General features: G+C 64.8%; 9 protein-coding genes. 4 read left to right on the forward strand and 5 right to left on the reverse strand.

Going from position 1 to position 11,980, the window contains the following annotated elements:
- Positions 1–10: 10 nt before the first annotated feature.
- Together Pla111_RS13110 and Pla111_RS13115 are read right to left on the reverse strand one after the other, a co-directional pair.
- On the reverse strand, positions 11–802 hold the full coding sequence (locus Pla111_RS13110; protein ID WP_146574901.1) for an enoyl-CoA hydratase/isomerase family protein: 792 nt from the start codon (positions 800–802) through the stop codon (positions 11–13).
- A gap of 12 nt (positions 803–814) precedes the next feature.
- Positions 815–1,870, reverse strand: coding sequence for a hypothetical protein (locus tag Pla111_RS13115; protein ID WP_146574902.1), 1,056 nt, complete (start codon positions 1,868–1,870; stop codon positions 815–817).
- A gap of 385 nt (positions 1,871–2,255) precedes the next feature.
- Between Pla111_RS13115 and Pla111_RS13120 the strand changes: the two genes are divergently transcribed.
- Both Pla111_RS13120 and Pla111_RS17295 read left to right on the forward strand, forming a co-directional pair.
- Positions 2,256–3,695, forward strand: coding sequence for an RNA polymerase sigma factor RpoD/SigA (locus tag Pla111_RS13120; RefSeq protein WP_231931030.1), 1,440 nt, complete (start codon positions 2,256–2,258; stop codon positions 3,693–3,695).
- Between the two features lie 176 nt (positions 3,696–3,871).
- Complete coding sequence (locus Pla111_RS17295) at positions 3,872–4,858, forward strand: hypothetical protein (protein WP_197525021.1); 987 nt, start codon at positions 3,872–3,874, stop codon at positions 4,856–4,858.
- Positions 4,859–4,898: 40 nt separating this feature from the next.
- On the opposite strand, the gene Pla111_RS13135 is transcribed toward Pla111_RS17295, so the two are convergent.
- From Pla111_RS13135 to Pla111_RS13145, 3 genes are all read right to left on the reverse strand, one after another.
- Positions 4,899–6,437 (reverse strand): hypothetical protein, encoded by a 1,539-nt coding sequence (locus tag Pla111_RS13135; protein ID WP_197525022.1) that lies wholly within the window; start codon positions 6,435–6,437, stop codon positions 4,899–4,901.
- Between the two features lie 14 nt (positions 6,438–6,451).
- Positions 6,452–7,432 (reverse strand): glycosyltransferase family 2 protein, encoded by a 981-nt coding sequence (locus tag Pla111_RS13140; protein WP_146574905.1) that lies wholly within the window; start codon positions 7,430–7,432, stop codon positions 6,452–6,454.
- Positions 7,433–7,508: 76 nt separating this feature from the next.
- On the reverse strand, positions 7,509–8,453 hold the full coding sequence (locus tag Pla111_RS13145; protein ID WP_197525023.1) for a lysylphosphatidylglycerol synthase domain-containing protein: 945 nt from the start codon (positions 8,451–8,453) through the stop codon (positions 7,509–7,511).
- Between the two features lie 145 nt (positions 8,454–8,598).
- Here Pla111_RS13145 and Pla111_RS13150 point away from each other — a divergent pair, with 145 nt between their 5' ends.
- Complete coding sequence (locus tag Pla111_RS13150; protein WP_197525024.1) at positions 8,599–10,035, forward strand: AI-2E family transporter; 1,437 nt, start codon at positions 8,599–8,601, stop codon at positions 10,033–10,035.
- A gap of 233 nt (positions 10,036–10,268) precedes the next feature.
- The gene (locus Pla111_RS13155) at positions 10,269–11,807 is read left to right on the forward strand and encodes a hypothetical protein (RefSeq protein ID WP_146574908.1); all 1,539 of its coding nucleotides are present in this window, start codon (positions 10,269–10,271) and stop codon (positions 11,805–11,807) included.
- Positions 11,808–11,980: the final 173 nt, after the last annotated feature.

An 11,980-nucleotide genomic window follows, 5' to 3' on the forward strand; every position in this document is an offset into this window, starting at 1 on the left:
CGCGACCTTCCTACGGCCATTCGGGCTGCCGGTTTTCGAGATGGGCGGCGAGCCCCTCGCGGGCGGAGTCGGTTGTCATGGCCGTGGCGCTCGCGGCGGCACCGCTTGAGAGCTGCGACATGAGTTGCTCGGCCACGGTGTCGTACAGCAGCCGTTTGGTGAGGCCCACCGCCTGCGGGGCCGACTCGGCGGCCGTGCGGGCCCAGTCGCACGCTTGGGCCCACGTGAGGTCAGTGGGCGTCACCTTGTGATAAAGCCCCAGCCGATGGGCTTCGGCGGCGTCGATCGTGTCGGCCAGCACGAGCAGCCGACTGGCGACCGCCCCGCCGACGCAAAACGCCAGCAGCGGGGCCGCTACGCCCGCGACGATTCCTTGTCGGGGCTCGGGGAAGCCGAACAGGGCTGCGTCGGAGCCGATCGCGGCGTCGCAGGCTAGGACAAGCCCCGCTCCGGCGGCCAGCGCTGGTCCCTGCACCGCTGCGATCAACGGCTTGGGGAGCTGGAGCATCGCCACAAGCAGCTCCTGGTACTCGCGGGCCTCGTCTCCCCAGCGGACCATGTCGGCCAGGGTGTCTTCTGAGGGAGCGATCTCCGCCACGTCGCGACCCACGCAAAACGAATCACCGCGGGCGGCGAGCACTACCGCGCGGATGCGCTTTTCAGCATGCACATCGCCCAGCGCGACCTGGAGTTCGGATACCATGGCCCGTGTGAGGGCGTTGCCGGCGTCGGGGCGGTTGAGCGTGATCGTGGCGATCGGCGGATCAACCCGCACCTGGATCGCATCGCTTTGCAGGATCATCGGCACAGTTCCTTACGAGAGAGCGTGCTCATCGCGCCACCGGCTCGCGGGGCGGCAATCGACGCCGAGCGGCAGCAGTTGTTCGAGCAGAACACGCGGAGCGTGAGATCGCCAAGTGGCCGTCCGCCGCGTTATCAGCCCCTCGAGCGGCAGAGCGAACGTCCCCGCCGGGGCGAACAGATCGAGCCGCTGTGCCGTTTGCTGAAGCGGTTTACGCTGGGGGGCCGACAGGCGTAACCCGGCGGAGTTCGGCAGCGGATGCCAGGTAACGCCCGTTGCGGCGATAGACGCGAGGCGCTGCTTGAGGGGCTCGCTTACTGGCAGGGGGACATCCAGCGCGTAGCCTTCATCCAGCGCAAAACAAACGGGCACTGTTTCGGCGGGGGCGTTCGTTGGTGGGGGATCACCGGCAGGGGGCTCCGCTAAGTCAGTGGAGGGTTGGTCGTCGTGGAGCATCCCCTCGGTTTCGTGATCTTGGAAGGCGCGGTGAGCCAGCTCGATGGCTCGGCAGACCCGCTCCGTCGCGAGGTTTTCTCCGCCGATTGCGGACTCAGCAGCGGCGGCTCCTACCGCGGTGGCGTCCAGGCCGCGTCCGAAGAGGCACCGCACAGGGCTTTGCAGCGCCGCCACAACGGGACCTGGCGGTGTCGAACGCCATCCGGCGAGCGGCAAGCGCGGATCGTTCGCCAGCAAGGCTTGTGTTTGGTAATGAGCGAAGCCAACGCCCGCCGCGAGAAACTCTTCGAAACCTTCAACCAGATTCTCGCCACGCAGGACGCCGAGGAGCGGATCGCCCGCCACTTCGGATAAAGCTGTGGCAAAGCGGCTTGCGGCAGCAGTCGGAGCGTGGGGGCCCGTGGCGACCATCAGGGCCAGCTCGCCGTGCAGAGCGAGCCAGGGGCCGATCCCCGCCGCCAGGGCCGCGAGTCGGCTCGCGGCGAGCGGCGGTGAGTCATTCGCCAGATCGAGCACCGCAACGGTTGGCCGATCGTCGATCCGCCAGGGCTCGAGCGGCGAGAAGGTTGCGGCGGCTAACCGGGCCGCCGACACGAATCGCAGCGGCGACATGGCGGGGCGGGGGGAGTTAGCGGGCGTGGCGTGAAGTGGCGAAGCGTAAACATGCCTAGGCCCTGCGTGGAATTTCCGCAACGCCTGGGGGCCGAGCACCAAATGGTGGCGTGTTGCGTAACCATAAGGTAGCAAAGGATTTGAGGCTGATCCGGCAGCCTTCTGGCAGCGGCTGGCCTGGCCGCTGCATAGCGGGTAGCCAGAGCGGACGCCTGCCGCTCGCCTTCCGGCTCTTCTCTTCTGATTTGAGGTCTCTGCCGTGCCGACCACCAAAGCCGCCACCAAGAAGGCCACCAGCAAGTCCACCCCGGTCAACGGCGGCAAGCCGCAAGGCACTGCGCCCGCCAGCCGACGCGCCAAGACGAGTTCCGCCCCGACGGGCAGTGTGCGTCCGCCCGACAGCGGCCACCGAGTCTACGAGGATTCCTCCGAGTCGCATGTGGACGATCCCGTGCGGATGTACCTGATGCAGATGGGTGAAATCCCCATGCTGAATCGGGCCGAGGAGGTTTCGTCCGCTCAAGCCATCGAGGCGACACGCAACCGCTTCCGCCGCACGATGCTCTGCAATGACTTTGTCTTGCGGGGAGCGGTCGATCTGCTGGAGAAGGTTCACCGTAAAGAGCTACGCCTGGATCGAACGATCGAGATCTCGGTCACCAACACCGCCGAGAAGCGCCGTGTGCTGCAACGTCTGGGTCCCAATCTGCGAACCATCTACGGGTTGCTCGACCAAACCACGCCCGACTATCTGCAAGCGATCGATCGCCGCGAGACACCCGCCAAACGCCGCGCGGCATGGCGGCGGCTGATTGTCCGCCGCAACAAGATCATTCGCCTGGTCGAAGAGATGAACCTGCGGCTACAGAAGCTGCTGCCGATCATGGATCAATTGCACGAGATCGGCCACCGCATGGCGGTCATCAAAGAGCAGCTGGCTGAGCCGGAGCGGTTGCTCGGTACGTCGCACGCCGACGAACTGCGGCACGAACTGCGTTACCTGATGCGGCTGACCCAAGAGAGCCCGGCAACGCTCGCGCACCTCGTGGCCCGCACCAAGGAACGGCGTGAACGTTACGACGCTGCCAAGCGGCGTCTGTCGGCCGCCAACCTGCGGTTGGTGGTCTCGATCGCCAAACGCTACCGCAACCGCGGGATGTCTTTCTTGGACCTGATCCAAGAGGGCAACACCGGTCTGATGCGGGCGGTCGATAAGTTCGAGCACGCTCGCGGTTACAAGTTCAGCACCTACGCCACCTGGTGGATCCGTCAGGCCATCACCCGGGCGATTGCCGATCAGAGCCGCACGATCCGTTTGCCGGTGCATATGATCGACACCATGAGCAAGATCCGGGCGGTGTCCGCCGAGTTCGTGCAGCAGCACGGCCGCGAGCCCAACCCGGAAGAGGTAGCCGAGATCACGGGAATGTCGATGGACGACGCGGCTTGCATCCTCAAGATGACCCGTCAGCCGCTGTCACTTGACCAGCCCGTTGGTGACCACGAGGACAACTACTTTGGCGAGTTCCTTGAGGAGCAGCGCGACGAGGACCCCCTCTACGATGCGAACCTGGAGATGCTCAAGGAGCGGCTCAACGAGGTCATGGACGAGCTGAGCTACCGCGAACGCGAGATCATCAAGCTCCGCTACGGCTTAGCGGACGGCTACAATTACACCCTGGAAGAAGTGGGTAAGATCTTCTCGGTAACCCGTGAGCGGGTCCGGCAGATTGAGTCCAAGGCGGTTCGCAAGCTGCAGCAGCCGTACCGATCGCGGTCGCTGGCTAGCTTCCTGGACGGGGTGGAAATCCCGGCCGAGATGTGATCTGCGGCCGAAAAATTGTTCCCGAAGCGGGTTTGCTTGGAAGAGCGGCGCTTCGTGGTTAGTCTAGGAAGTCTGGGCGGGATGCGTCCGGGGGCCAGCCGCCCCCGTGTCATCCACTGAGCCCCCCCGTCATGCCCCGCTACTTTGTCACGCCCTGCTACCGAGAGCCCTCGTCGATGAGCACCCGTGCTATGTACTACTTGGTCTTCGCGGCGAGCTTGGTCGCGGTAACCGCATGGTTGGGTGAAGACGCCCACGGCGCCGATGCCGCGGTTGTCGAGCCCTCCGTCGTGGAAGCGACGCTGTCCGAGCTGTCGGCCGACGTGCCCGCGGCCACTTCGGACGAATCCGCCACCGAAGCGACTTCACCCATGGAAGAGGCTGCTGAAGAGGCGGCTGCCGTGGCCGGCGAGGAAGAGGCTCTCGCCGAAGATGCATCGGCAGAGGAAGAGCCCGCCTCGGATGACGGTCCGATCGATTTGTTTGCGGCCCAAGAAGATGGTGCCGTTGAAGTCACGTTCATCGCCAAGAGCGATCACCGCGGCCGCATCATCATCAAGAACCTGCGCGAGACGCCGCTTGAGCTGCGTGTGCCGAGCGCCTTTGTCGGCCGCCCGGTGTTGGGGCAGTTCGGCGGCGGCGGCGGTGGCGGCGCTGGCGGTGGCGGACTTGGCGGTGGCGGCGGTGGCGGCCAAGCGGTTGGTGGCGGCGGTGGCGGCGGTGGCCTGGGGGGCGGTGGCGGTGGTGGCGGACAGTTCAGCATTCCGCCCGCCGAAGAAGCCAAGATTGATGTCCCCCTGCTGTGTCTTGACCACGGCAAGAAGGTCCCTTCGTCCAGCAAGCCCTATGAACTAATTCCCGCTGAAGAGCACCTTGCCGAACAGCCGGCAGTTATCGAGCTGCTTGAGGCATTTGGGCGCGGCGAGTTGCAGCGTGGTGCCGCACAGGCCGCGGTGTGGAATCTCAACAGCCAGGTCAGTTGGGACGAACTGGCAGCAAAGCTGGACGGCACCGCCCGCAGCTTTGTGCGTTCGCCGTACTTCTCGACGGACGAGATCACAACCGCCGTCGCGTACGTTACCGAAGCGGTGCGGCGTGCCGCGGTGCGTCCGCAGCCAGCCATCGAGACTTCTGACGAATCGCTCGGCAGCACGGACTACTAGGGCCCGTTCCGGTAGACGGTTTCGGCTGCCGACGTTTGCGTTACGAGCCAACCAGGGCATCGGCCCAATCGGCGATCCAGGGTGCCTGCCAGGGATTCCAAGTGGGATAGGCAGCCGAAAGGGCGGACAAGACCAGCAGCGTGCAAGCCAGCGCCAAGCCGGCCCGCCGTCGGCTGAGCCCTTGAGCCGCTGGCGGGATGAGGGTCACCCACAGCGGCGCGAGCCAAAACAGCCAGCGCAGGCCACTCGTGGCACCCCCGTAGTTGCGATCTGCCTGCGGCCGGAGGCCCAGGTAGAAGACCAAGCACGCCGCGGTGATCGCCAGCGTGATTAGCGCCAGCTCGCGATCGAGGGGCCGACCCCGCGCGATCAGCCAGGCCCCACCGGCGACGCTCAGCACCCAGATCGGCGTCAGCGAAAACACGCCGTACTTGCCGACCAGCGTGTGAAAGGCATAGACCCCTTTGGAGGGTTCGCCGATATCGACCCCTTTCGGGTTGCGCCAGTAGCTTTCACGGGTTCGACCGTTGAGCGTGTACTCGTAGTCGTACCAGTTATCGCTTGGGTCAACGGTGCTGCGATGGGCATAGGGGGGGCGCCAGCTATCGTGAGCCCAGTAATTGGTGGCAAAGAACGCGACTCCTACCAGGGCCGCGCCGGGCAGGTAGCCGGTGAGCGTTTCCAGCGGCCGGCGGATCGCTAGCGAAGCCCCCAACAGCACCGTCAGCCCGAGCGCTGGTAACTCGTTCGCCGCGGCGAACGCCGCCGCAATGCCGGTTAACAGCGACAGCTTGCTAAGCTGTTGATCGCTAGCACGCAAGCGGCTCCAACCGACGCACGCCGCCGCGGTTGCCGCCGCGGCGATAAGATGGTTGTTAAGCACCGGCGTGAAGGCGCTGAGCAGCGTGCCAAAGCACGCGACCGCCATCGCCAACAGGCGGCCCAAGTCGCCGCGTCCGTGGCGCTCGATAAGCACCGCGGTCATCGACAGCAACAAGGCGAGTGCGCCACCGTTGATGGCCAGCAGCAGCGTTCGGCCAACCGCGTACGGATGGGTGCCCAGCGTCATCCCTGTGAGCTGCATGAGCAGCCAGTAGGGGCCCGCGATGAGCACCATCAGCAGCGGCGGCTTGCTGCTATAGAGGCGGAGCTCACCGTCGCGATTGGCGTGCTGCACCATATCGATCGTGTCCCAGGTGCGCTCCTCGAGCAGCCGATCGATCTCGAAGGTCCCCTGCTCGGCGAGCGCGCGAATGGCGAGCCATCGGCTGCGATCGTTAGCGCTCAGGAACGGCCTTTGCAGCCTTTGCTGGTCACGGACCTCGTTCTCGACCGCTTCGAGCCGCAGCTCGAGCGCCACGCCCGTCATGCCATCGGCCTCGAGCCGAACGCGCTCGCGCTCGAGGGCGATTTTGACGCGTTGGTCTTCTAACCGGCGGAGGTCCACCGAGTTTACGGCAAGAATCTTGCCGGCCGCTTGGCCCAGGGCCAAGGCGATCAAGACGGTGTAAACGGCCCAGCGAAGCCGTGCCGCATTGTTGCTGTGGCTCGTAGAGGGATCGATCGGGGAGTTTCGCAACGGATCGCGCTGGGTCATGAGGCCTCGCGTCGGCGGGCGGCCTCGCCAAGGGTGTGCTGGGCCACCACGTAAGAGGGCCTCTCACGCGAAGCCGCGACCATGGCCCCGAGCAAAGCGACCGCGAGAAATTGGGCACCCACGAGACACAGCGTCAGCGCGTAGAAGATCGCCGCGGTCTCGTGCAGATGGATCGGTTCGAAGCCAGGTGCCACGCGTGAGATAACCCAGCGGCACGCCAGGTAAAAAAGCCCCAAGCACCCCGCTCCGAAGGCCAGCAGGCCGACACTGCCCAGCGCGTGCTGCGGGCGGTCGCCGTAGCCGGTCAGGAACTTCACCGTCATCAGATCCAGCAGCCCCTTGATCAGCCGCGTCGCGCCGTACTTGCTCTTACCGAATTCGCGAGCGCGATGGTGGACCGCCACCTCGCCAATGCGGAAGCCCTGAGCGGCGGCAAGGACCGGGATAAACCGGTGCAGCTCTCCATACAGGCGTAGCTGTTCGACCGCTTCGAGGCGGTAAGCCTTGAGCCCGCAGTTATGATCGTGCAGCCGAACACCGGTCAGCCAGCTAACTAAGGCATTGAACACTAGCGAGGGCCAGCGTTTGTGCCACGGGTCTTTGCGGTCAATCTTCCAGCCGCTTACGACGTCGTTGCCCTCGTCGATTTTGGCGAGCAGGCGCGGCACCTCGGCGGGGTCATCCTGACCGTCGGCGTCCATCGTCACCACGATCGGCGCACACGCTGCACAGAAGCCCGCGTCGAGCGCCGCGGCTTTGCCAAAGTTGCGGCGCAGCCGGATCGCTTCGACCGTGGGATCCTGGGCAGCCAAGCTTTGGATGACCTCCCACGAGGCGTCGGTTGATCCATCATCGACAAAGATTGTTTGCAGCGCGTAGTCGCTCGCTTCCGCGATAGCGTTCAGCTCACGGTGCAACTCCACCAGCGACGATGCCTCGTTCAGCAGCGGGATCACTACTGATACGGCGCGGGGCATGACAGGCGGGGCAGTTGGTTGCAGGGGGAGAGGGCGGGTTGCCGGCGGAGAGGGCCAATGCCCGCCAGGCTGCTGCTTAAGCCGGGCGTTTGGTACGCCGCGCCGACGCACCTACCAGAATAACACACACCAGCACTTCGGCGGTAATCCAGATGATGCGGGTGGCAACGGCGGTGGCGAGCGCTCCGGCTTGGCCTGTTGTGGGGGCAAGCACCTCCAGCATCAGCCCGTCGCGGACTAAGACCCCGCCGGGCAACATCGAGAGGAAACCGGCAACCACGGGCAGGGTCGCAGCCAGCAGCCAATCGGCGGGGGCCACGACCGAATCAACCCCCACCGCCCGTGCGGCCAAGCAGACGCTCATCGCCAGCAGCGTCCAAGCAGCGAGCGAGGCGATCCCGCCTTCTGCCATCAGTAGCCAGGTAAATCCGCGCGGTGCCCGCTCGACATCGATCTTCGCTAGCCTCCGCGTCAGCCACTTGGCCAGCGGCGGGGTCGTGGGAGCGACGCACAGCACCGCGAAGGCGGCGGCAATCCACGGCAGTGACCCCTGTTCGGACCCCATGCGGAGCGTTAACAGCACGGCGGAGATCACACACCCAACCGCCATCAGCGTGAGCGTTTCATAGAAAGAACAAGCCGCGATCGCGGCCGGTCGGGTGTTGAAACCAATCATCCGATCGATGCGGATCGCCACGGCCGCCGCTTTCCCCGGGATGTACTTGCCAATCTGGCTGACCAGATACGCGGCGGCGGTCGCCCGATAGGGCGCGGGCTCGCCCAGGGCGCGCAGGCACTGTCGCCAGAACCAAGCCGAAGGGGTTTGGGCCGCGATCAGCAGTGCGCCCGAGGCGATCGCGAGCAGCGGATCGATGCGCAGCCCCTCGGCCTGCAGGGCGTGCCACGACTCGCGAAACGCGCCCCCCACGAACCAGATCGCCAAGGCAAAGATCGCGATCTTCGCAATCAGCCACAACGGGTGCTTGGCGAGCGACGGCTTGGGCGGAGCGGGAGCGGTCACGAGGCCTGCGGAATCACGATCAGAGGGCGAAAAAAAGGAGCAGAGCGAGAGCCACCGGGTCTGCGTTCCGCCCAACCGTTGCTTGCTGGTAGGATCGTCAGCAGTCCCGACCCACTTCCGCGTCTTTCCTGGTGCAGCTCCGAGCATGGCGTCCGAACCGTCTCAAGAACAGCCGCCGACCCCGAGCCAGGTCGCCCCGCCCGACCGCGACGCCGAACAGGACGCCGCCACCGTGGCTTCCGCCCCCACGCCGCTTGCGGGGGGCCTGCCCGTTCAAGGGATCCCGCGCGTGATCTCGCTGATCGTGCTCTTGGCCGTTGTGCTGCTGATCAGCGTGCTGTTCTTTCGGGTAATGGCCAGCTTTGTAGTGCCGCTGTTCTTGGCGGCCGTGCTGGCGGTGGTGTTCAAACCCTTGCAGCAATGGTCCCTGCGGATCACCGGGGGTCGTCCCCATCGGTCCGCTTTGATCACCACACTGGTCGTTTCTTTGGGCGTGCTCGTGCCTACTCTGGTGCTCGGCTGGCGGGCTTATGTCGAGACCAGCCGCATCGTACGCACCGTGCTGCAGGACGATGTCGAGCTGATCGAGTCGCTCGGTGACGATGGCGTGAGCCTCGGCGAACTCTCGCCGCTGCTGCTGGATCGTCCTTCCAACAGGGTCGAAACGTCTGCCAACGAGTCGCTTCCCGCCGAATCCGCCCCGTCGGAGCCATCCGGCTCAGCAGCAGCCACCTCGCCAGACGCTCCTGCGGTCGAGCCAACCGACCTCGCTACCACGGCTAAGGAAGACGCCGATCCGCCCGTGATGGGCTGGATCGATCGGCTGCGGGCTTATGCCAACGCGCCGCTGCGGTGGTACCACGACAACGTTGACAAAACGTTCGATCCGAACGCGACGCTACGGGCCGTTGCCCGATACTCAGCGCAGCAAGCGGTGAGCCTGGGCCTGGTCGGCATCCAGGCGCTGGTGAGCACGGCGATCGGTTTGGTGGTGATGATCTTTGCGCTCTACTACTTCTTTGCCGACGGTCCCAAGATCATCGAAACCCTGATGCATCTCTCACCGCTGGACGACGAGTACGAGCACGAGTTGCTCGTCAAGTTTGCGTCGGTTAGCCGTGCGGTCGTTGTCGCTACGCTGCTGTCAGCCGTTGTGCAGGGATTGCTAGCCGGGATCGGCTACCAGTTTGCCCTCGACGCCGGTTCGCCCGTCTTCCTGCTGACGGTGCTGACCATGCTGCTGGCGATCGTGCCGTTTGTCGGAGCGACCGCCGTTTGGATCCCGGTCGCGTTGTGGGTGTTCTTCGTCCAGGAAGACACCGTTGCGGCGGTGGTGCTAGCGGTCTACGGAGCCGGGATCGTTTCGACCATCGACAACGTCATCAAGCCGCTGGTGCTGCATGGTCAGTCCAATCTGCATCCGCTCTTAGCGTTGCTGAGCATCTTGGGCGGGATCCAGCTGCTGGGGCCGGTAGGGATCCTCGTGGGGCCGATGCTTGTGGCGTTTATGCAGGCGTTGCTGGGCATGCTCCGTCGCGAACTGGACAGCTTCAACGCCACGCCCCCGTCGGAAACCGCATGAAATAATGGTATCCGCGGGGCCTGCCGCCCTGGAGGACTCGACTAGGGCGTTTTGACTGCTTTCGCTAGACTGCCAAAACGCCGCTGGCACCAGCGTAGATCATCGGGTCGAACGCTCGCCACGGCGCTCGTACAACCGTTAGGATTACAACGTCGATCGGGCGTGGCGCTGCGCGCTACCCCGGGTGAAAGGGGGGTGGCCCCATGACCGGCGTTACTTGTGGAGGGAATCGGATGAGCGTCGCCAGCGCCTGCTTGTTGGTCTTCTTGGCCGGGGTGAACTACGGATGGGAGCCCGTCCGCTCCGATGCCGTCACCGCGACATCTACCAAGCACGACTACATCGTGCAGCTCTCGGGCGAAGACCTGCGCTCGATCGCACGGGGCGACACCACCGAGCTGACGAGTGTTGTGCCAGCCGAGGTTGGCCCGATCGACAGCGTACGGGTGCGCTTCGGCGAGGGCCCGTTGCCGCAGGGCATTGCCGGGCATCCCGAGTCGCACCTGCAAACGGTTGCCAAGCCGGTGATCGACGAGGCCTCAGGCGATTCGGTGCCGTGGCCCGAGCCGAAGCGTCAAACGGTCTACCAAAACCCGAGCCAATTCAACGTTCAGGGCTTGCAGCAAGGATTTGGCCAAGCGACCCCCCAGCAGGGTCCGCTGAGAGAGTTTGGCAACAATCTGTCCGAGGCCACGCGACAGTCACTCAGCGACTTGGGGCAAGGCACTCAGGGGTTCTTCGAGGGGATCGCCAACGGCGTGCAGAGCTCGGCCGAATCCCTCGGCAACGTCGGCCGGAACACAATCAACGCGGGCAATCCGGATTACTTTCGGCAGCGTCAAGCGGCTGAGATGGCCCAGCGTGCAACCCCGCCCCCTCCCTCGTGGGACGGTACTTCCGCCAACGCCCCAAGATCGTCGTTGCCGCCCGATCCTTTTGATAACAACCTGCCCCCGCAGCAAAACCAGTCCGGCTATTCCTACCAGTATCCCAATCCCTCAGCGTCGGGTGGAACAACATCCGGGAATATCGCTCAATCATTCGCCGGGGAGCCCACGCTAACCAATGGCACCTTCGATCGCCCCAGCCGGCTAGAGGCGGTGAGTGATCCGACCTACTACGGCAATAACGCTCAAACGCCGGCTGCCAACGGTTATGGGCCCGGCTACGGGCCCACAAACACTCCGCCGGGATACAACAACCAACCTCAAAATCCGTACCCAGGCCAATCGTACCCAAGCCAGCAAACCGCTCAGCAGCAAAACCCAGCTCTGCAATATTCAGGTCAGCAATACCCGCCGACGAATAACCCGGCCTACTACAACGACCAGAATGCCAATCCGCTTGCCCGTCAGAACTCGGGAGGAAGCCTGTTCGACAACAGTCGAGCGGGGGGGCCGCTCCTGACGCCGCCAAGCGTGATCCCGACTTCGGCATCGCAGGCAACGAATTGGCCTGCGCCACAAGGCAACCAAAACGGGGGCCAAAACCCGGACCCGGCCAACGGCAACAGTTGGGCAAACATGCCGCCGATTGGCACCGCTGCCGCTACCAGCGCCACTGACGGAGGCAGCCCCGCGAACAATCAGCAAACGAATGCCAACGTTCCCCTTGAAACAACGGACCCGCTCAACAGGGGGTTGGTCTACGTGTTGCTGATCGGCTCGTTGGCATTGAACTTCTACGTGTGGACCACTTACCTCGATACGCGCAACAAGTACCGAGCTGCCCTCCGCCGCGGTCCCTCGTCGTACGCCAATGCGGCCCTGTAAGCGGCGTACGTCGGTTTAACAAGAAGTGCGGCACCCTCACCTTACGCCGTCAAACGGCACCCGGTGATCCCCCGCCCCGCGACGCCGCTTTCGCGGTAGTCCTATCCGTGGGGAAGCGGGTCTTGTCGGAGGACCCCCTCCTGAGGGGATCTCTGCTACCAGGCGTGCTACCG

Source organism: Botrimarina hoheduenensis, assembly GCF_007859815.1.
GTDB lineage: Bacteria > Planctomycetota > Planctomycetia > Pirellulales > Lacipirellulaceae > Botrimarina > Botrimarina hoheduenensis.

Excerpts from the sequence above, each read along its gene's own strand:
- Pla111_RS13110 (WP_146574901.1), bottom strand. The coding sequence starts at position 802 with ATGATCCTGCAAAGCGATGCGATCCAGGTGCGGGTTGATCCGCCGATC.
- Pla111_RS13115 (WP_146574902.1), bottom strand. The coding sequence starts at position 1,870 with ATGTCGCCGCTGCGATTCGTGTCGGCGGCCCGGTTAGCCGCCGCAACC.
- Pla111_RS17295 (WP_197525021.1), top strand. The coding sequence starts at position 3,872 with ATGAGCACCCGTGCTATGTACTACTTGGTCTTCGCGGCGAGCTTGGTC.
- Pla111_RS13140 (WP_146574905.1), bottom strand. The coding sequence starts at position 7,432 with ATGCCCCGCGCCGTATCAGTAGTGATCCCGCTGCTGAACGAGGCATCG.
- Pla111_RS13150 (WP_197525024.1), top strand. The coding sequence starts at position 8,599 with ATGGCGTCCGAACCGTCTCAAGAACAGCCGCCGACCCCGAGCCAGGTC.
- Pla111_RS13155 (WP_146574908.1), top strand. The coding sequence starts at position 10,269 with ATGAGCGTCGCCAGCGCCTGCTTGTTGGTCTTCTTGGCCGGGGTGAAC.